Source organism: Mesorhizobium sp. M3A.F.Ca.ET.080.04.2.1, from assembly GCF_003952525.1.
Lineage (GTDB): Bacteria > Pseudomonadota > Alphaproteobacteria > Rhizobiales > Rhizobiaceae > Mesorhizobium.
The window spans coordinates 4,029,997-4,049,930 of record NZ_CP034451.1 but is presented as its reverse complement, the minus strand read 5'-3'; the positions used below and the strand labels follow the sequence as shown (position 1 = coordinate 4,049,930).

Sequence of the window (19,934 nt, the reverse complement as noted above, 5' to 3'; positions counted from 1 at the left end):
TGTCCCTGCAGGGCATACGACGCGCCGCCGTCATCACCGCAATTGCTGTGCTGCTTCCGATTGGAGAGAGCTCCGCCCACCTGACCAACTACCGATGGGTGATATTGCGACGTTATCGATGAGCCGCGTGTCGCCAAGCCAAGCCGCAGCAAGCAAGCGTGCCGGTCGGTCAAGGCTTGCTAACGATTGCAGGTCTGTTTCTCCGCGCAGCTCCAGGTATTCGAGCTCGCGATAGCCGGCAGCCAGAATTGCTGCACGCGCTTCATCAAGCGTAGGCAGGATGGGGGAGCCGCGTGCAAGCCGCTCGGCCGTATCGAGCAGGACCGATGCTAGTTTTGGGGCAATGGCGCGTTGGGCTGGGGAGAGCCGCACGTTACGCGACGATAGCGCAAGACCATCGGCTTCGCGGACTGTCGGACAGGGCACAATAGTGATCGGAATGTCGAGATCCCGGACCAAGCGCCTGACAAGCTGAAGTTGCTGAAAATCCTTTTCGCCAAAAAAGGCGAAGTCAGCGCCGGCCTGCAGGAAGAGCTTGGCCACGACCGTCGCCACGCCATTGAAATGGCCGGGCCGGAATGCGCCGCAAAGGCATTCGCTGATGCCGGACACTGAAACGGCCGTGGCGAAGCCCACCTGGTACATTTCCTCTGTGTCCGGCACATAGAGCAGATGCGTGCCCAGCAGAGCGAGCTTGGCAGCATCGTCGCTTTCCGTCCGAGGGTAGGCAATCAGGTCGGCGGGGCTGTTGAACTGCTTGGGGTTTACGAACAGCGTCACGATCACCCGCTCGGCCCTTTCGAGCGCCTTCCGCACGAGGCTCAGATGCCCGTCGTGCAAGGCTCCCATGGTCGGCACAATACCGATCGTGGCACCCGAGCGACGCCATTGCGCAACGACGCCGCGCAGCTCGCTCACGGTTCGAGCGATCGGCACGCTCATGTGAAGTCACCGGCCTTCAAGGCGTTGACATAGAGATGTTCGACCGCCGGAAAGTGCCGGTTCCGCACATCGGTGGCGTAAGCGGCGATTGCCGCCTCAGCCTGCTCACCGAGCTCGGCATAGCGTTTGACGAACTTCGGCCGAAATGAGGTGAAGAGCCCGAGCATATCGTGGCTCACCAGAATCTGGCCGTCGCAAGCTGGCGAGGCACCGATGCCGATTGTGGGTATGTCGATATCGGCGGTTATCTGCCGTGCAAGCTGCTCCGGTATCTTTTCCAGCACCAAGGAGAAGGCGCCCGCTTCGGTTACCGCCCTGGCGTCGCGCCTGATCCGCTCTGCATCGGCTCCCCGGCCCTGCACACGATAGCCTCCAAACGTGTTTACCGCCTGCGGCGTCAGGCCCACATGGGCCATGACAGGTACGCCGCGCGCGGTAAGGAAGCGGATGGTTTCCGAGATGGTCTCGCCGCCCTCGATCTTTACCGCTGAACAACCGGTCTCACCCATCACGCGCGCAGCGTTGCCGAAAGCGTGCTCTGGGCTTTCCTCGTAGGAACCGAAGGGCAGGTCGACGACCATCAGCGCGTGTTCAAGGCCGCGGCGAACGGCCTGTCCGTGCATGATCATCATGTCGAGCGTGACCCCCAGCGTCGACGACAGGCCGTGCAGCACCATGCCGACGCTGTCGCCGACAAGAACGATGTCGCAGTGGCGATCGAGCAGCCTCGCGACCGGCGTGGTGTAGGCCGTCAAGCATACAAGTGGCGTCTGGCCTTTTCGCGATCGAATATCTGGAGGAGTCATCCCTTTTATCTCACCAGCCGCGCTCAACCGAGGCCCCTTCCCTTACGTTACCAACAGCGGGTGTCGCGTTTGGCATATTTTTGTGCGACTGCGAAGAGCTAAAAACAGCGCTTGAGTACTCTGGTGTTGACGTGCTGGCTTCCAAGGTTACATTCAATCGATTAAGGCGCTCCGTTGGGCCAACCCGCTTTCGCAAACATGGATCCTCAGACAAGAAGAACCAAGAAAGGCAAAGCCGCCGTCAAAGCTGACGAAGCCAAAGTGGACCTGACTGCCGTCGTGGTCGCCGTAAACGACAGTGAGCCCTGTGTCCTCACAGTCGGTCATGCGGACACCCTCCCTTCTGGACCTTTTGCCCTTGAGCATCGATCACTGCAGTCGGGTTTGAGGGGGTGGGTGGAGCAGCAGACCGGCCATGCACTTGGATACATCGAGCAACTCTACACCTTCGCCGATCGCGATCGCATCGGCACTGAGCGCCACCAGCGCGTCATCTCAATCAGCTATCTCGCATTGACCAGGAAGGAACAGGCAACGAACTCGGCCGCGTGCGGCTGGCAAAGTTGGTACGAATATTTTCCCTGGGAGGACCACCGCTTCGGCACGCCGCCTGTGCTGCTCGATAGATTGCGGCCCCGCCTGATTGAGTGGGCCGGCGGCGCCAGCGAGCCGACCACTCAACGCGAGCGCCGGCAGCGCGCTGCGATAGCCTTCGGCTTCGACGACCGCCATTGGAACGAGGAACTCACGCTCCAACGCTACGAGTTGCTCTATGAAGCTGGTCTGATTGAGGAGGCCGGTGGCGGCAGGGACGCGATTGCGGCCGCGGCTGGCAAACCAATGGTCGCTGACCACCGTCGTATTCTGGCAACCGGGATCGCGCGGCTGCGTTCGAAGATCAAATACCGGCCGGTCGTGTTCGAGCTTATGCGGCCTTCCTTCACGCTGCTGCAACTGCAGCGAACCGTGGAAGCTTTGGCTGGCAGGCTGATCAACAAGCCGAACTTCCGGAGATTGGTCGAGCAGCAGGAACTTGTTGAGGAGACCGGGGAGACCTCCCTCGACACGGGCGGCCGACCGGCGAAGCTTTATCGCTTCCGGCATGCCGTCCTCGACGACAGGGCTATCGCCGGGACAAAATTACCGCTGGCGCGGGCTTGACATACTTATAGTCAAGGTAGATATATTCCCTTATTGTCAAACCGAATATAATCGAGGCGCCAATGACTGGGGCGTTACCTATGGCTGCGTCCCTGTATGAGCGTGTCCGGCGGGTGATCCCACCCGTTGAATGGCTCGCGTTCGCCGGCGATATTGAAGCCATCTTAGCGCTGAAGCGTGAGCGCAATGCGGTGGTGCTGGCGCACAATTACCAGACGCCCGAAATTTTTCATTGCGTGGCAGACATCGTCGGCGACAGCCTGGCGTTGGCCCACAAGGCGGTGACGGTCGACGCCGACATCATCGTGGTTGCCGGCGTTCATTTCATGGCCGAGACGGCAAAACTGCTCAATCCGAACAAGACCGTGCTCATCCCGGATCTCCGCGCCGGCTGCTCGCTGGCCGAATCGATCACGGCAAACGACGTGCGGCTAATGCGGCTGCGGTATCCGGGGGTCCCCGTTGTTACTTACGTCAACACTTCCGCCGCCGTAAAAGCGGAGTCCGACATCTGCTGCACGTCCGGCAACGCCAAGGCGGTGGTGGAATCGCTTGGCGTGGCGCGTGTGCTGATGCTCCCGGACGAATATCTGGCGAGGAACGTGGCAGCCGATACAGACGTCGAGATCATCGCCTGGAAAGGCCATTGCGAGGTGCATGAGCGCTTCACCGCAGCAGACATCCGGGAACTGCGCGATGCCCATCCAGGCGTCATCGTGCTGGCCCATCCAGAATGCCCACCAGACGTTGTCGCGGAGGCGGAGTTCTCCGGCTCGACCGCGGCGATGTCGGATTATGTCGAGCGTGAGAAACCGACGCGTGTCGTCCTTCTGACCGAATGTTCGATGAGCGACAACGTCGCGGTCGCGCATCCCGACGTCGAGTTCGTTCGCCCATGCAATCTGTGCCCGCACATGAAGCGCATCAACCTGGCCAACATTCGCGCCGCACTCGAGCAGAACCGGCATGAGGTCCGGATTGATCCCGAAATTGCCGGCCCCGCCCGCCGCGCGGTCGAGCGCATGCTTTCCCTATGAGTCTGGAGGTTCGCGACATCGCCGGGGCGCCGGTCGTCATCGGCGGCGGCATTGCCGGCCTGATGACGGCGCTTCATCTGGCGCCGGAACCGGTCGTGCTTTTGACCAACGCGCCGCTTGGAACCGGAGCCTGCAGTGAACTTGCCCAGGGCGGTCTTGCGGCAAGTCTCGGGGGCGACGACGGCCCAGATTTTCACCTTTGCGACACGATAGCTGCCGGCGACGGACTCTGCGATGAGGCCACGGTGCGGCGAGTGGTACGAGCTGCACCCGAAGCGATTAGGACGATCCAAAGGTTCGGCGTCGACTTCGACCAGCACCCTGACCGCGCGTTGCGACTTGGGCTCGAGGCGGCACACTCGCGACGGCGAATTGTGCATGCAGCCGGCGACGCCACCGGTCGCGAGTTGGTGCGCGCGCTCGTCGCCGCGGTTCGGCGTACAGCCTCGATCACCATTATCGAAAATGTGGAGGTCCGCCGGCTGGTCGTGCAGGACGGGTCGGTCATCGCCGTGGTCGCAGCAGGACGAGCCGGCGCGCTCGCTCTGCCCACGCGTCGCGCGGTGCTGGCGACCGGCGGCGTCGGCGGGCTGTTTTGCGACACGACAAACCCCGCTGGCTCATGGGGTCACGGGCTGGCGCTCGCCGCATGGGCGGGGGCGGAACTCGCCGACTTGGAATTCATACAGTTCCATCCAACTGCGCTCGACGGTCCGCGCCGGCCGATGCCGCTGGTGAGCGAAGCCGTGCGTGGCGAAGGCGCGGTGCTCATCGATGAGCGAGGAGAGCGCTTCCTCGCCGACACACCTGGCGGTGAACTTGCGCCTCGCGACGTCGTAGCGCGCGCCATTTGGCACCAGCTTGCCGTTGGACGCCGCGTATTCCTGGACGCACGGCAAAGTCTCGGCCCGAGATTTGGCAAGCGTTTTCCAGGCATCGCCGAATTGTGCCGGAGCGCAGGAATCGACCCCGCGACCGACCTGATCCCGGTGCGCCCGGCGGCACATTATCACATGGGCGGCGTCGCCGTAGACAGCGCCGGCCGCAGCTCCATCGAGGGATTGTGGGCCTGCGGTGAGGTGGCCTGTACCGGCCTGCACGGCGCCAACCGCCTGGCCAGCAACTCGCTCACCGAAGCGGCGGTCACCGCGAGCTGGGTTGCCGAAAGCGTTGCCGGCACGTCGTATACCCGGCGACCGCGCAGATGCTCCACATTCGTCCCTCCACGACCAGACGCTTCCGTGGTCCGCCCGATTGTCTCCGCCGCCCTGGGTATCATCCGCGACGGCGAGGCAATGCGCGAAGCGGTGGCGACCCTGCTGCCGATCGCAGCCAATAGTGTCGCTGCCTCTGGTCCGGCTTTGGTCTCACTGATGATCGCCGCGGCGGCCCTGAGGCGGGAAGAGAGTCGAGGCGCGCACTGTCGGTCCGATTTCCCGCTCCACGATGCCAACGTGCGCCCATCACGGCTGACACTGCACAGCGCAATGCGGGCCGCGGCCGCACTCGATTGCCGGGCTACCATACGGAGCACTTGATATGACTTCATTCTCCCCCCTCCCCGCGACCCTGATCGAACCGATTGTGCGCGTTGCGCTCCTCGAAGACCTGGGCAGATCCGGCGACCTGACCACCGATGCGGTTATCCCGTATGATTGCACTGCCACGTTGGTGCTCAAAGCGAGGCAGGCGGGCGTCGTTGCCGGGCTCGATCTGGTCTCGTATGCCTTCCTTCTCGTGGAACCGGCGATCAACATCCAGATCTGGCGCCCTGATGGCAGCGAGGTTGGGGCCGGGGAAACCATTGCAAGATTGTCCGGACCCGCACGAGGCCTGCTCACGGCCGAACGCACGGCCCTCAATTTCTTATGCCGGCTGAGCGGCATTGCCACTGCCACAGCGGCCATGGTTGAGGCCGTGCGCGGTCACAAGGCGAGGATTGTATCGACGCGAAAGACGACGCCCGGGCTGCGGGCATTGGAGAAATACGCCGTGCGCGTCGGCGGCGGTGCCAATCACCGGTTCGGCCTCGATGACGGCGTGCTCATAAAGGACAACCACATCGCGATCGCCGGCGATATCCGCACAGCAATAGAGCGGGCGCGCGCCGCAGCAGGGCATATGGTGAAGGTCGAGGTCGAGGTCGACACGCTGAAGCAGCTCGATGCAGCGCTCGCGATTGGTGTTGACGCGGTGCTGCTCGACAATATGTCGGTCGAGGATCTTGCCCGCGCGGTTTCTATAGTGGATGGCCGTACGATCACCGAGGCGTCCGGTCGGGTGATGCCGAAAACGGCGGCGGCGATTGCGGCGACCGGTGTCGATCTCATCTCCATGGGTTGGCTGACGCACAGCGCCCCGATCCTCGACATCGGCCTGGACATGCCGGACCACCAGAACATCTGCAAGCACTTGAACTGAGGATTACGGCGTGAGGAGCAACATCAGCTCGGCAGGCGTAGGAGGTGCTGGAAAGACGTGCCGCAGCTCGCCTTTAGCGAGTGCGCCCCAAAGCCAAGAAGGCGTACCGGACTAGCAAACAAAGGTTTGACGATGACGATTGGAATGAACTCGGAGTTCGACGTGAACCAGACCATGCAATCGGTCGATGGAACGCCTCCGCGATGGAACCGCAAAGAGGCCGAGGCCATCTACGGCATGCCATTCAACGATCTGCTGTTCCTAGCTCAGACGATCCACCGCCAGAACTTCGATCGAAACCGAGTGCAGCTGTCGCGGCTCCTTAGCATCAAGACCGGCGGGTGCCCCGAAGATTGCGGCTATTGCAGCCAGTCTGCGCATTACGAAACCGGTGTGAAGGCGTCGAAGCTGGTGGACGTCAAGCATGTCATCGACGAAGCGGCCATGGCGCGTGATGGCGGCGCAACGCGCTATTGCATGGGCGCGGCGTGGCGAAGTCCCAAGGAGCGCGACATGGAGGTTGTGGTCGCCATGATTGAGGGCGTCAAGGCCCTCGGCATGGAGACCTGCATGACGCTCGGCATGCTCGATCTTGAGCAAGCTGCTCGCCTGAAGCAGGCCGGTCTCGACTACTATAACCACAACATCGATACCTCTGAGCGCTACTATGGCGAGGTTATTTCAACCAGGACTTTTGCCGACCGGCTGGAAACGCTTGGGCACGTGCGCGCGGTTGGGATGAAAGTCTGCTGCGGCGGCATTGTCGGGATGGGAGAAGAAAAGACCGATCGCATCGACATGCTGGTCACGCTCGCGAACCTGCCCGAGCCGCCGGAAAGCGTGCCGATCAACATGCTTATTCCCATCGAAGGCACGCCGCTTGCCGCGGCCGACGCCATCGATCCGATCGATTTCGTCCGCATCGTTGCGCTCGCGCGGGTGATGATGCCGAAATCCTATGTAAGGCTGTCCGCCGGCAGGACGGCGATGAGCGACGAAACGCAGGCGCTGTGCTTCTTTGCCGGGGCCAATTCGATCTTTGTCGGCGACACGCTGCTGACGGCGGGAAATCCCGGCGAGGACAAGGATACCCTTCTGTTCCGGCGCCTCGGCATTGAGCCTATGGAACTCGCCACGCAATGAAGGAGGCAATTCTTGCCCGCTATGACGCAACCTTGCGGGGACTGGGGCGCAAGGACCGGTTGCGGACGCTCGCACCGCGCGCCGGGCTCGACTTCTCGTCGAACGACTATATCGGACTTGCCGCCTCCAAAAGACTGGGCGATGCGGTTTCGACGGCGATTGCGCGGGGCACGCCAGTGGGCGCCACCGGATCGCGGCTGTTGCGCGGCAATGCACCGGAACATGAGCAACTGGAGGCGGACGCAGCGGCATTTTTCGGAGCCGAGCGTGCACTGTTCTTCGGCAGCGGCTATATCGCCAACTTCGCTCTGCTGACGGCCCTGCCGCAGAAAGGCGACCTGCTGGTCCTCGACGAGCTCGCTCATGCCAGCATGCATGAGGGTGCCCAGGCCGGGCGCGCTGAGTTCAAGCTGGCCGCGCACAACGACGTCGACGCTGTCGAGGACGCAATCACCCGCTGGCGCGCCGAAGGCGGCATGGGGCGGGTGTGGATCGCCTTCGAAAGCCTTTACAGCATGGATGGCGACCGTGCGCCGATGGAGAGCCTGGTCGCGCTGGCTGATCGGTACCAGGCATTCATCGTCGTCGATGAAGCGCATGCCACCGGCGTCTGGGGACCGGACGGCCGGGGACTGGCCGCCGCGTATGAAGGCCGCGACAACATCGTCACGCTCCACACATGCGGCAAGGCGCTTGGCGCATCCGGCGCGCTCGTTACCGGACCGCGAACACTGTGCGACTATCTTATCAACCGGTGCCGGCCATTCATCTATGCGACCGCACCATCGCCGCTGATGGCAGTCGCGGCACGTGAGGCGCTGACTATTCTGTCTGACGAGCCTATGCGTCGTGCTCAGTTGCACGAGCGTGTCGCTTTCGCGAGCCGGCAATTGGCCGAACGCTGCGGCGTGATGCCCAGCGGTTCGCAGATCCAGCCGCTTGTGATCGGCGATAACAGCCGCACCATGGCGGTGGCGGCAGGACTGCAGGCACGCGGCTTCGACATACGCGGCATTCGCCCGCCGACAGTGCCTGAGGGTACGTCGCGCCTGCGCATTTCGCTGACTCTCAACGTCGACGAAGCCGACATTTCCGCCATGGTCGAGGCTCTCGTCGGAGTGTTGGCCACAGCATGACCAAACGCATCGTCGTCACCGGAACAGACACTGGAATTGGCAAGACAGTGTTTTCGGCCGGACTTGCCGGGCTGCTCGACGGCTTCTACTGGAAGCCGGTGCAATCGGGCCTCAACGAGGAGACCGACAGCGAGGTCGTCGCCCGGCTTTCCGGCTTGCCCGACGGACGCGTGCTGCCCGAAGTCTATCGACTGACGATGCCGCTGTCGCCGCATCGATCAGCCGAAATCGACGGCGTCGCGATCGAGGCCGACGATCTTTCATTTCCGGTCCTGCCGACACCGCTCGTCATCGAAGGCGCCGGCGGGCTGATGGTGCCGCTCAATCGACAGACAAGGTTCATTGACATATTCGAACAATGGCGGCTGCCGGTCATACTGTGCGCCCGCACCGCGCTTGGCACCATCAATCATACGCTGTTGTCGATCGAGGCCCTGAGAGCCCGCTCCATCCCGCTCATCGGCATTGCCTTCATTGGCGAAGAGGTGGCCGATACACAAAGGACAATCGTGGAATTCGGCGGCGTGCCGCAGCTGGGCAGGCTGCCGCACCTCGGTCCGCTGACGGGTGAAACGTTGAGAGATGCAATGATTTCCGGCTTCGACCTGGCCATGATTGCCGGAGGCGACTGATGGCGGAGTCTCGAGTCTGGCATCCGTTCACGCAGCACGCGCTAGAGCCCTCGGTCCCTGAAATCGTGCTGACTGAAGGCGCCTATCTCCACAAGGCCGACGGCTTCCGCATCCTCGATGCGATTTCTTCCTGGTGGGTCGTCACCCATGGCCATCGCCACCCCCGCATCATGAAGGCCATCGAGACGACCGCGTCGAGCCTCGACCAGATCATCTTCGCGGGCTTCACCCACGAGCCGGCCGAACGGCTGGCCGAGGCGCTTATCGGCATCGCACCCGCCGGCCTCGACCGGGTGTTCTATTCCGACAGTGGCTCCACCTCAGTCGAAGTCGCGCTGAAGATGGCGCTCGGCTATTTCCGCAACATCGGCGCGCCGCGTTCGCGCATCGCCGTCATGGAGCACAGCTATCATGGCGACACGATCGGGGCGATGAGCGTCGGCGCCCGCGGCGTCTTCAACGCCGCCTATGATCCTTTGCTGTTCGAGGTCGACGCCATCCCCTTCCCGGCCGCCGGGCGCGAGCAGGAAACGCTGGATCGGTTCGAGGCCGTTAGCCGCGACCGGCGCGCAGCCGCGCTGATCGTCGAGCCGCTGGTGCTTGGCGCCGGCGGCATGCTGATGTATCCGGCCTGGGTTCTTGCCGAATTGAAGAGGATCGCCGAAGCCTCCGGCACGCTGCTGATCGCCGATGAAGTGATGACCGGCTGGGGGCGCACCGGAACCATGTTTGCCTGCGAACAGGCGTCCGTCTCGCCCGACATCTTGTGCACCTCGAAAGGTCTGACCGGTGGTACCATCCCGCTGGCCGCCACGATCGCCACCGATGCCATCTTCCACGCTCACTTTTCGGAGGATCGCAAGAAGACGTTTTTCCATTCGAGCTCCTACACCGCCAATCCGATCGCCTGCGCGGCAGCACTTGCCAATGTCGAGATCTGGCGTGACGAGCCGGTGGCCGAGCGGATCGCGGTCTTGAGCGCGAGGCAGGCCGCCGGGCTGCAACGCTTCCGGGTCAATCCATATTTCACCGACTGCCGGACAACCGGCACCATCGCGGCACTCGACCTACGCACCGGCTCAGCCGGTTATCTGGCCGAGATCGGGCCAAAACTGCGCGCTTTTTTCCTTGAGCGGGGGCTACTTGTGCGCCCGCTCGGCAATGTCCTCTATCTTCTACCGCCCTATTGCATCACCAGCGACGAATTGGGCGGGCTCTATGACGCGATAGAGGAGGCCGGCGAACGCTTCGGCTCGCGGCCATGAACCTATCGTCGCGCGTTCTCGGCTTCGGCCATCATGCGCCGGCGCGCAAGGTCGAGAACCCGGAAATCGAAGACCGGCTCGGGCTTGAGCCCGGCTGGATCGAGCGGCGCACCGGAATTCGCTCGCGCTTCTGGGCAACAGACGAAGACACGCTGTCGGGCCTTGCCGCCTCTGCCGGCGACATGGCGCTGACCAATGCCGGTATCGACCGCGGCGACGTCGGTCTACTCTTGCTCGCCACGTCGACGCCCGATCACCTTCTGCCGCCAAGCGCGCCGCTGGTCGCACATCGGCTGGGGCTAGGCCGCGCCGGAGCGATCGACCTGACCGGCGCCTGCGCCGGCTTCATCTATGCGCTGATGTTCGCCGACGGGTTCACCCGCCTGCACGGCAAAGCGAGCCTTGTCATCGCCGCCAACATCCTCAGCCACCGCATCAATTTGGCCGAGCGCGCCAGCGCCGTGCTGTTTGCCGATGCCGCCGGCGCCATGGTGATCAGTCCTTGCGATGACCCGGATCGAGGCATTCTCGGCGCTTCGGTGGATTCCGACGGCTCGCGCTACGGGCTAATCCAGATTCCCGCCGGGGGAAGCAACACTCCGTTCCATGCCGACCTCGACCTCGCGCAGACACGGATGACGATCACTGACGGCCGTGAAGTATTCAGCAAGGCCGTGGAGATGATGACCGCCTGCTCGAGAGATGCGCTCACTGCTGCCCGACTGAGGCCGCAAGACCTCGATCGTTTCGTGCCGCATCAGGCCAATGCGCGCATTTTCGACGCGGTCGGCAGGAACCTCGGCATCGCTGATCACTCGATCGTCAAGACGATCGCCGAATATGGCAACTCTTCCGCCGCGACGATCCCGCTCTCATTGTCGCTGGCCCATCGGGCGCAGCCGTTTCGGCCTGGCGAGAAAGTCCTCTTGGCGGCAGCGGGTGCGGGTCTCAGCGGCGGCGCGCTTGTGGTGGGAATTTAGCAAAGCAATGCTTGCGCACAGGACTGCTCATGAATGAGACTATGAGAATGGCTCAATACGTAAATAGTCGCCGGCAAGCTCCATAGAGCTGGGTTCCGTGCGGTGCTCCGCGATGTCTAAGTATCGACCCGCTTGCTCAAATCGCAGCGCTCATCGAAGGCCAGCAATACCTCATGCAGAGCGAAAATCCTCAACCGCCCGTTTCAAAGACGCTCGCCCCATTTCGAAACAAGGTGTTTCGCTCAATTTGGGCGGCCACCCAGATTTCCAGCCTCGGTTGGCTAGTGCAAACGGTCGCCATCAGTTGGCTTATGGCAACGATTTCAGCGTCCGACCTCATGGTGGCACTCGTCCAGGCCGCATCCACATTGCCGGTGTTCTTCCTCTCAGTTTTCGCCGGAGCCATTGCCGACAACTTCAGCCGCCGGTGGGTGATGTTTGCGGGACACTGCCTGATAGCATCGGCGTCGACGACGCTGATGATTTCTGTGGGTCTGGGATTTGTCAGTCCTTGGCTGATTCTCGGGTTAGGTTTCCTGGCCGGCTGCGGCTTTGCCTTGAATGATCCGGCTTGGCACGCTTCGGTCGGCGATATCCTTCACAAACGCGACATTCCGGCCGCAGTGACGCTTATGTCCGTCGGATACAACATTGTGCGCAGCGTTGGTCCGGCCTTGGGGGGCGTGATCCTGGCCGTCTTTGGGCCGCTGGCCGCTTTCGCCTTGGCTGCGGTGAGTGATCTGGCGCCCATAAGCGCGATATGGCGCACCAAATGGGAGGTCCGCTCTTCGCCTCTCCCTCGTGAGAGAATGACGACGGCAATTCATGACGGAGTGCGCTTTACTGCGATGTCTTTGGAGATCAGGGCAGCGACCGCCCGAGCCGCTCTTTTCGGATTGGCAAGCATCTCCATTCTGGCGTTGCTCCCCCTCGTCGTCCGGGATCAGTTGAAGAGTGGGCCAATTGTCTACGGTATCTTATTGGCCGGCTTCGGCATGGGTGCTTTCATCGCGGGCATGGGCAACGGCTTCTTGAGGAAGGTCACGTCTCAAAACAGGCTGGTGGCCTTCGCCTCTGTGGCTTGTGCAGTCTGTTGCCTCTCCCTTGCCCTTACATCGTCGATTCCTGTGGCGGCCATTTCGCTGGCGCTCGGCGGAGCGGGTTGGCTTATCACCTGGACGGGCATTGACGTGTCGGTGCAGTTGGCAAGCCCAAGGTGGGTTGTAGGCCGCACGCTCTCCATTTACTACGCCTTGAGCGCAGGCGGTATGGCTGCTGGCAGCTGGATCTGGGGTTCTGTCGCGCAAAACTATTCCTTGACCTTAGCATTGGAGGGCGCCGCAGGCGCTCTGTTGCTGGTTGCAGCAGCGGGGATCGTGTTGCCGGTCCGTCCCTGGGAAGAAACCGATCAAGAAAGTTCAGTTTTTCATCCGCCGGACGTGGCTCTCGATCTGAAACCCAGAAGTGGCCCTATCGTGGCCAAGGTCGAGTATTTGATATCGGAGGAAAATATCGAGGCCTTTCTGGGCTCCATGCGCACGCGGCGACACGTCCAGAGCCGTGCCGGTGCACGAAACTGGACGCTCCAGCGAAATCTGCAAACACCGTCACTTTGGACGGAGACATTCCGCACCCCCACCTGGATGGACTTTCTCCGCCTAAATCATCGACTCACCGCAGCAGATAAGGAAGTCGCCCAGCATCTCCTGTCACTGCATGAAGGAGAGGTGCCTCCGCAGACAGTGCTTTCGATTGAACGGACGACCGAGGCAATTCGTACCCGTACCTCGACAATCTTTTCTCGTCCTCCAAGATGACGCCATCAAGCTGCTGTCCAGGGACAGGGTGGATCACCGGTGCTTTGCAGAGCACAGCCTCACACCGAGAGCAGCGTGCTCCGGGTTGTGCGCTTTCGCGCGCACCCAGGCGAGATGATGGTGAACGCGGCGTCAAGTGGAAGTCCCCTGCATACGCTTGCGGAGTCTTCTGCGAGAGCCCATGCCGACGAGCGCCAAACAAGGTTTGATGCCTTTCGGCGTCGTGGCCTCAACTCATCGATTCGCGAGAAAAGCATCGAATGCAGCAGCAACGGCGCGAACAACAAAGCGGTGCTCCGGCCGCACGCGGATGAAGCCGTTTTCGACGTCCAGGATCCCCTCCTCAGCCAGCGTCACCAAACTCTCAACTGAATCGAGAAAACGAGCTGGTTCGATTTCGTGGGCGGCACAGATGGTCGGCACGTCGGCCTCCAAATCGCACATCAGTCGCTCGATGATCGCTGCGCGCACCCGGTCATCGTCGGTCAGACGGTGACCCTTTGATGTCGCCAGACGTCCACTTGCGATGTGCCGGGCGTAAGAATCCCGTGTTACTTCGTTCTGAACATACCCCTCGCGGACTCGGCCAATAGCCGACGCGCCTAAGCCGATCACGTTTTGCAAGTATCGGCCGAGTATCCCAGCGAATTACGCCGTAGGCGCGCCCGGTCTTCTGCGCTAGCGCGAGTTCGTCGTCCGGCGGAGCGAAATGATCGAGCCCGATCTCCCGGTAGCCAGCGCCAACCAGTGTCTCGGCGACAGCTGCAGCCTGTTCGGCGCGAAGATCGCCGTCCGGTAGACCTGCCTGCTCGATAGGCGCTGGTTCTTTATCACGGAAGGAATATGCGCGTATCCGAACACCGCAAGCCGGTTGGGGCGCATGGCGACCGCAGCCATCGCGGTCTGGATGCAGGACTGCACAGTCTGTTTCGGTAGACCGAAGATGAGGTCGAAGTTGATATGGCCAACGCCATGCCGGCGGAGATTTTGGACTGCAGCGGCCGTCTGCACCTTACTCTGGATCCGATTGATCGCCTTTGCACATCGGGATCAAAGCTCTGCACGCCGATGCTCGCGCGGTTGACACCGTTAGCTGCCAAGGCTTCGGCCATTTCCGGTGTGAACGTTCGGGGATCGATCTCCACGGTGATCGCAGCAGTTTTGCTGAAAGCGAAGTGGCGGCGTAGAAATTCCATCAGCGCCAAGTGCTCGGCTGGCCCGATAAGGTGAGGCGTTCCGCGCCGAAATGCACATCGCTCACCGGCAGCCCTTGCCGCACTTGCTCCGACACCAAACTGATCTCCTGACGCAGCACCGCTAAATAATTAAGGATCGGGCCGTTGCGACGGATGACCGCGGTAGGGAAGCCGCAATACCAGCACATGGATCGGCAAAACGGAATGTGGAAATAGAGCGACACCGATTCGTCGGCCGGGAGGCCCCCCAGCCATTCCTCATAATCGTCAGCACCAACTGCCGCAGAGAAGTCTGGCACAGTCGGATAGATGGTATACCAAGGCGGCCGGGGGTCCCGGTACTTTGTCAGGATTGAGGTGTGCAAGGAGCTGTCATCCCACGTCGCTGATCCATCATTCTTTCGTTGCGCGCTCGTCCTGGTCTCTGACCTAAGTCAGTGCGTCCCGCTTATGTCGCAGTCTCGTTTGGACAGGATGGGGTCAACCACGCCGGGGAGCGCGCGTGCCATGGTTGCGCCTGAGGTGATGGTGCGGTGCCGCATTCAACGTCTGAGTAGTACGTGACGCCAGTGCAGTGTGCTTGAGGCGTCTGCGGAAGAACTTTGCAATGCGAAATTCATGTCCGACGCAACGGACCTGTCAAGCCTCGTTCAGACGCCATCCAGGTCCAGCCAGCGGCCTTCCCTGCCGGCCGAAAAACCATACCGGCTTTAGCCACCGAGACGCTCTAAAGCTGACGTCGGCTCATTTGATGAAAGGAGGACGCCGCTAGGGGGTGCACAAGGTTCCCCGGCTTGACGTCGCTTCGAGCGAAGAGCGGCGGTGTGGCTTGTCGTCAAGCGCCGGGCAGCGTGCCCCCTACCGATATCCCGAAAAGATCGACCAAGATGGCCATGCCGACGCCACACGCGGTCTGGATGAGGCCGACCATGAAAATGCGATTGGCGCGTTCGTAGATGGGGCGCCGCAAGGAACTCATGTCGAGCAGCATGGACAGCGCTCTCATCTGCAGTGCGATGCCGAGCAGGATCGGCACTACGGCGAACAGATCGTAGAGTTGCCATGGCAAGGGGTTCGCGGCCCAATGAGTGAGGAAGCCGAGCGAAAAGGCAAGCAGGATACCCACGGCAGTGATTGTGCCGTTGCGGAAAATGGTCTCGATCGGTTCTTCCTTCGGATCGTGCTCGTCCAAGCGGCTTCCTTTCGTTGCTCTTTCCGTCGAGACTAAGTTCTCGAGAATGCTGTTCATCGCCAATTACTCGAGGCGAGCCGTAGGCAGCCGTTTCAGGGTGCGCTCCCTCTCGCTTCCGGCCGCGCAATGTACCTGCACGGCGAACTTACAGCGGCGAAAAGGTGCTGCGGCCACCATGCGACGCCTCGGACGCGCACGCCCTCTGTTCCTGGCGCAGCCCTTGCGGAGCGTACGCGCAGTGATCCTTCTCGGTAGCGCATGGCGCGGCCTCCGTTGCGGTCAGACGGGAAGCCGTCGCTGTTAAACGAGACTGTCACATATCGAACATGGCGAACCGTGTCGCACATTGCTTTTCGCAGTGACCCTCAAAAAAAGTGATTCCAGCGAGACGAAGGCGCGTCGGCCCGATTTTGGTGTCGGCCGCATTTACGCTTCAGGTTGGCATGTCGCTTGCTGCTCTATTTCGGAGAGCTGCAGCGGTCCGACCGGAGTGTTTCACATGTAAACGATAATGAATCTCCTAACAGAAAACACTATTATAAGTACATGTGGCTTTTACGCTGGCTCACCTCTCGTGTCAAGCGCTTTGGCGTCCACATATTGGAGACAACACGCACAAAATTTAGAGGAAAAGCTTGCTCTTTCGCCTCTATCCTTTTTATTCCTTCATGGAGATCTAGACATGTACATCAAGAGTCCTCTTCTCGGCTTAACTGCTCTGATGACCGTTTCCGTCGGTCGAGCAGCTGGCGCCGAGCGGGAACCGGCCGAGTACATCAAGATCTGCGACGTCCTCGGCTCGGGATATTCCTATATTCCCAACACCGAGACCTGCCTGCGCATCGGCGGCTATGTCCGTTACGATATCGGCCTGGGTGACGTCCGATCGTATGACAGCGCAAGAACCTCGGACGTGAGAACTGGCGAGGACCAAGGCACTTGGCGAAACAGCACACGCTTCACGTTCAAAACTTGGACCGGCCAGCAGACCGAGCTCGGCGCGTTGACGACCTATACCGAAACCCACGTGAATTTTGGCAACAGCGCTAACTCGCATGACAGTCCTCAGAACTATGATTTCAACAGCGGCCTCGCACTGGCTTCTGCCTGGGTCGAGCTGGGAGGCCTGCGAGTTGGCAAGGAGGGGTCGGCCTTCGATACGTTTGTAAGCTACGCTGGCGACGTTCTCGATAGTATGCTCGTTCCGTCGGCCGGCTTCGACACCAACGTGGCTCAGTACCACTTCGACGCCGGCAACGGCATTTCGACTGTGATTTCGCTCGAACAAGGATCGGGCTCAGCCGGTACTATCGACAGCTATATTCCGCACGTTGTCGCCGGCTTGAAATACACGCAAGGCTGGGGCTCGATCACCGGCGTCGCGGCTTATGACAGCAATTACGAAGCTTTTGCCGGCAAGATCCGCGTCGACGTCGCTGTCACAAACCAGCTGTCGCTGTTTGGACTCTTCGGCTACGGTTCCAATGCCAGTCTCAACGAGGACTCAAACGGCGCAATTGCCAATCATGGGCGCGGCTCGTACAAAATCTGGAACGGCCAGTGGGCTTTCTGGGCGGGCGCCACCTACGAGTTTGACGAGAAAACTTCGTTCAACCTTCAGGTCTCGGGTGATCAGCTCAAGGATGCTGGTGTGGCTGCAAACGTCGCCTACATGGTCGTTCCCGGCTTCACGGTCACAGCCGAGGTCGATTACGACCACTACGGCAACTCTGGCCTCGGCCCTGCCGAGCCTACCGCCGTCAAGGGCACGAGCAAGCCGAACAGCGTCGGCGGCATTCTCCGCTTACAAGGCTCATTTTGAAATCTCTCCAGTCGCGAGCATGGCAAAGGCACTTGCCTCGACAACGCACGCATGGAGAGCTTCGTTCGCCATCTTGAAGTCTGCATCGACCGTCCACGGCCCATCGTACCAACTAGAAACTGAAAGTTATGAGCCCTGTGTACTACACCTAGCCCTTGACCTGCCCGATGAACCGGCCAGGGGCCGTCAGTTCAAATTCGGGGCCGCTTAGAGGGCAGTGTGAGGCCGTGTTAGGTAAGCGCCACTGCAATGTCGAGGCCGCGACACGCCTGTCGCTTTGGACGGCTGGAATTGCCCTTCGCGGCGCCATTCATTCTCTCAACATTTACGTGATAATGCACGCTGAGTCCGAGCCGCGTGGCAGCACCCATCCTAGGTCACTATCGGGGGCCTTAAACCTGAACAGCTCCATCGTCGCGGCTGCTGCGGAAGCAGGAGCTATCACTGGGACCCGTACTGGTGCTTGTCAGCCGCTGAGCCGCTACTTCGTCTTAGGAAGAGCATTGTCCTTGCCAAAAGCCGGCCAGTATTTCGAGATTGCCAGTGTGGCGCCGGCTGAAGAGAAATGACCATAGTCGAAATATAAAAACTCTCCTCTATCGGAATAGGCGCAGCGTCCTGCGCTGCACAGGAATTTCAGCGGATCGATGAATGTGGCGCCTTTGGTAAATGAGCGCACACGTTCGTTGATGTCGGGGTCCATCGCGATCGGCCAGGACGTATCGTCCAGATTTTGGCGCTTGGCGAAGAACGCAATTTTCCGGACGTCAGTTGGGAACTGCGGAGACTGGCCGATGACAAACACGCGCACGCCCAGGGCACGAAGCGTAGCGATTGTTTGCTGAAGACCGTCGAAACCTCTGACCTCATAGTCACTCCATCTACCGCTGAGGATAACCGTCTTGATGTCCGCTTCCAAGATGACGTCCAAGGCCTTGCGATTGAACCGGACACAATCAAGACGATCGTAAGGGTAGTAATAGAGTATCGGCGCGCAGCTGGCGTACGTATATTCAACGATGTTCGCCTGCAATCGATTTATGTTAGCACCCAAGCCGGAAACATAGTGCGCGGCGAAGGAGTCGCCCCACAAAAAAACCGTTGTTGGAAAACCGCTGGTGCGCGTGCAATCCTCCATATTCCAGCTTTCGATCCGGCTGGTGCCCTCGTTGAAACAGATGCCATTCCTCCAGTCCCCGACGGAAATGCGCCGCTGGACATAGTCCGGAAACCGTTGCGGAAAGCCATTGCCGAGCGCCCCCGCCGCTCCGCCGGCACAAAGGACAACGATCGCGAGCGCTGAAAAGGCGAAGATAGGCCCCGGGGAGGTGAAGGCCCTCTTCTGTCGAAACGGCTGCTCTACAAACTTCCAGGAGAATGCAGCCAATGCGAGGCTTGCCACCAACATCGCACCGGTCATCAACGGATCGAGTTTTTGGAACGAAAGATAGTGCGCGAACGCATTGAGAGGCCAGTGAACAAGATACAACGAATACGAGATGAGCCCAATCCAGACCAGCGGCCGGACTTCGAGCATGCGGGTGGCGACCGTCGAGGGGGTATTTTGGCCAACATAGATCAGAAGGGCCGTTCCGATGCATGGATACAAGGCGTTGTAGCCTGGGAACGGATCACTCGCCGAAATCGCGAAGAACCCGATGGCGAGAAGGCCAAATCCGGCCACCCCCACCGACTCCATCAGGAATCGGTTGCCCAGCGGCGAGGGGCATTTGAGCATGAGCAGGGCGCCCAACATGAGTTCCCAGATTCGGGTCGGCAGCAGATAGAATCCGGCGGTGGGTGCCAGCGATGTCGCCATCACCGCCACTACGAAGCTGCAGAGAATTATCGGAAGAAGTGTCGTCAGCCAGCGCTTCCCGATGTAGCGATAGATTAGGAACATCAGGATTGGTGCGAAGATGTAGTACTGCTCCGCTACGGAAAGCGGCCAAGTGTGCAACAGTGGTAGAAGCGCGGCATCGATAGAGAAGTAACTTGACGTTTTCCAGAAGAAAACGTTCGACCAGAAGGTCGAGGTAGCTATGATGCTAAGACTGAATCCGCGCAGATCCGGTGGCAGAAGAATGAACAATGCTGCAATGCAGGTGAGAAGCATCACAAAGACGAGCGCCGGCAGAATGCGCCGGGCACGGCGCCAGTAGAAGTTGACGATGGAAAATTGGCCGCGTTCAAGGTCATCCAGGAGGCTTCCGCTGGTTAGGTAGCCGGAGATGACGAAGAAGATATCGACCCCGCTAAAGCCACCCGGGATCGCCGAAATTCCGAAATGAAAGAGTACGACCGGAAGTACAGCAACGGCCCTAAGGCCCTCGATATAGCGCCTATATTGCATCCAGCGGTTCCTTTTATTTTAGATCAGGACG

General features: G+C 60.7%; 15 protein-coding genes and 1 pseudogene. 11 read left to right on the top strand and 5 right to left on the bottom strand.

Annotated features, from left to right (window positions below; translation table 11 throughout):
* Window positions 1–33 precede the first annotated feature (33 nt).
* On the bottom strand, window positions 34–942 hold the full coding sequence (gene panC / locus EJ074_RS19280; protein WP_024505565.1) for a pantoate--beta-alanine ligase: 909 nt from the start codon (window positions 940–942) through the stop codon (window positions 34–36).
* Window positions 939–1,775 carry a 3-methyl-2-oxobutanoate hydroxymethyltransferase gene (gene panB / locus EJ074_RS19275; RefSeq protein WP_126063927.1) on the bottom strand — a complete coding sequence of 279 codons (837 nt, stop codon included), beginning with the start codon at window positions 1,773–1,775 and terminating at the stop codon, window positions 939–941. The genes panC and panB overlap by 4 nt, the downstream gene beginning before the upstream one ends.
* Before the next feature lie 171 nt (window positions 1,776–1,946).
* Here panB and EJ074_RS19270 point away from each other — a divergent pair, with 171 nt between their 5' ends.
* The 10 genes from EJ074_RS19270 to EJ074_RS19225 all read left to right on the top strand — a co-directional run bounded on the left by EJ074_RS19270 (window position 1,947) and on the right by EJ074_RS19225 (window position 13,340).
* Window positions 1,947–2,909 (top strand): hypothetical protein, encoded by a 963-nt coding sequence (locus tag EJ074_RS19270; RefSeq protein WP_126063926.1) that lies wholly within the window; start codon window positions 1,947–1,949, stop codon window positions 2,907–2,909.
* 62 nt (window positions 2,910–2,971) lie between these two features.
* Entirely contained in the window at window positions 2,972–3,946 is a 975-nt protein-coding gene (nadA, locus tag EJ074_RS19265; protein ID WP_126063925.1) for a quinolinate synthase NadA, read from the top strand.
* On the top strand, window positions 3,943–5,484 hold the full coding sequence (locus tag EJ074_RS19260) for an L-aspartate oxidase (protein WP_024505569.1): 1,542 nt from the start codon (window positions 3,943–3,945) through the stop codon (window positions 5,482–5,484). The genes nadA and EJ074_RS19260 overlap by 4 nt, the downstream gene beginning before the upstream one ends.
* A 1-nt stretch (window position 5,485) precedes the next feature.
* The gene (gene nadC, locus EJ074_RS19255) at window positions 5,486–6,367 is read left to right on the top strand and encodes a carboxylating nicotinate-nucleotide diphosphorylase (RefSeq protein WP_024505570.1); all 882 of its coding nucleotides are present in this window, start codon (window positions 5,486–5,488) and stop codon (window positions 6,365–6,367) included.
* A 174-nt stretch (window positions 6,368–6,541) separates the two neighbouring features.
* Window positions 6,542–7,510 (top strand): biotin synthase BioB, encoded by a 969-nt coding sequence (gene bioB / locus EJ074_RS19250; RefSeq protein WP_245454882.1) that lies wholly within the window; start codon window positions 6,542–6,544, stop codon window positions 7,508–7,510.
* Window positions 7,507–8,646 (top strand): 8-amino-7-oxononanoate synthase, encoded by a 1,140-nt coding sequence (locus EJ074_RS19245; protein WP_024505572.1) that lies wholly within the window; start codon window positions 7,507–7,509, stop codon window positions 8,644–8,646. The genes bioB and EJ074_RS19245 overlap by 4 nt, the downstream gene beginning before the upstream one ends.
* Entirely contained in the window at window positions 8,643–9,278 is a 636-nt protein-coding gene (bioD, locus tag EJ074_RS19240; protein ID WP_063169254.1) for a dethiobiotin synthase, read from the top strand. Before EJ074_RS19245 ends, bioD begins: the two co-directional genes overlap by 4 nt.
* Window positions 9,278–10,543 (top strand): adenosylmethionine--8-amino-7-oxononanoate transaminase, encoded by a 1,266-nt coding sequence (locus EJ074_RS19235; protein ID WP_126080683.1) that lies wholly within the window; start codon window positions 9,278–9,280, stop codon window positions 10,541–10,543. Before bioD ends, EJ074_RS19235 begins: the two co-directional genes overlap by 1 nt.
* Entirely contained in the window at window positions 10,540–11,523 is a 984-nt protein-coding gene (locus tag EJ074_RS19230) for a beta-ketoacyl-ACP synthase III (RefSeq protein WP_126063924.1), read from the top strand. Before EJ074_RS19235 ends, EJ074_RS19230 begins: the two co-directional genes overlap by 4 nt.
* 173 nt (window positions 11,524–11,696) lie before the next feature.
* Window positions 11,697–13,340, top strand: coding sequence for an MFS transporter (locus EJ074_RS19225; RefSeq protein ID WP_126063923.1), 1,644 nt, complete (start codon window positions 11,697–11,699; stop codon window positions 13,338–13,340).
* Window positions 13,341–13,574: 234 nt separating this feature from the next.
* Here EJ074_RS19225 and hemN read toward each other — a convergent pair.
* Window positions 13,575–14,901: pseudogene (hemN, locus tag EJ074_RS19220) on the bottom strand (oxygen-independent coproporphyrinogen III oxidase).
* A gap of 470 nt (window positions 14,902–15,371) precedes the next feature.
* Entirely contained in the window at window positions 15,372–15,728 is a 357-nt protein-coding gene (locus EJ074_RS19215; protein WP_024505577.1) for a hypothetical protein, read from the bottom strand.
* A 682-nt stretch (window positions 15,729–16,410) separates the two neighbouring features.
* On the opposite strand from EJ074_RS19215, the gene EJ074_RS19210 reads away from it, so the two are divergent.
* Window positions 16,411–17,550, top strand: coding sequence for a porin (locus EJ074_RS19210; RefSeq protein ID WP_126063922.1), 1,140 nt, complete (start codon window positions 16,411–16,413; stop codon window positions 17,548–17,550).
* A gap of 481 nt (window positions 17,551–18,031) precedes the next feature.
* On the opposite strand, the gene EJ074_RS19205 is transcribed toward EJ074_RS19210, so the two are convergent.
* Window positions 18,032–19,903, bottom strand: coding sequence for an acyltransferase family protein (locus EJ074_RS19205; protein ID WP_126080682.1), 1,872 nt, complete (start codon window positions 19,901–19,903; stop codon window positions 18,032–18,034).
* Window positions 19,904–19,934: the final 31 nt, after the last annotated feature.

Bases quoted from the DNA above. Each gene is read 5' to 3' on its own strand.
- panC (WP_024505565.1), bottom strand. From the start codon at position 942: ATGAGCGTGCCGATCGCTCGAACCGTGAGCGAGCTGCGCGGCGTCGTT.
- EJ074_RS19270 (WP_126063926.1), top strand. From the start codon at position 1,947: ATGGATCCTCAGACAAGAAGAACCAAGAAAGGCAAAGCCGCCGTCAAA.
- nadA (WP_126063925.1), top strand. From the start codon at position 2,972: ATGACTGGGGCGTTACCTATGGCTGCGTCCCTGTATGAGCGTGTCCGG.
- EJ074_RS19260 (WP_024505569.1), top strand. From the start codon at position 3,943: ATGAGTCTGGAGGTTCGCGACATCGCCGGGGCGCCGGTCGTCATCGGC.
- nadC (WP_024505570.1), top strand. From the start codon at position 5,486: ATGACTTCATTCTCCCCCCTCCCCGCGACCCTGATCGAACCGATTGTG.
- bioB (WP_245454882.1), top strand. From the start codon at position 6,542: ATGCAATCGGTCGATGGAACGCCTCCGCGATGGAACCGCAAAGAGGCC.
- EJ074_RS19245 (WP_024505572.1), top strand. From the start codon at position 7,507: ATGAAGGAGGCAATTCTTGCCCGCTATGACGCAACCTTGCGGGGACTG.
- bioD (WP_063169254.1), top strand. From the start codon at position 8,643: ATGACCAAACGCATCGTCGTCACCGGAACAGACACTGGAATTGGCAAG.
- EJ074_RS19235 (WP_126080683.1), top strand. From the start codon at position 9,278: ATGGCGGAGTCTCGAGTCTGGCATCCGTTCACGCAGCACGCGCTAGAG.
- EJ074_RS19230 (WP_126063924.1), top strand. From the start codon at position 10,540: ATGAACCTATCGTCGCGCGTTCTCGGCTTCGGCCATCATGCGCCGGCG.
- EJ074_RS19225 (WP_126063923.1), top strand. From the start codon at position 11,697: ATGCAGAGCGAAAATCCTCAACCGCCCGTTTCAAAGACGCTCGCCCCA.
- EJ074_RS19210 (WP_126063922.1), top strand. From the start codon at position 16,411: ATGTACATCAAGAGTCCTCTTCTCGGCTTAACTGCTCTGATGACCGTT.
- EJ074_RS19205 (WP_126080682.1), bottom strand. From the start codon at position 19,903: ATGCAATATAGGCGCTATATCGAGGGCCTTAGGGCCGTTGCTGTACTT.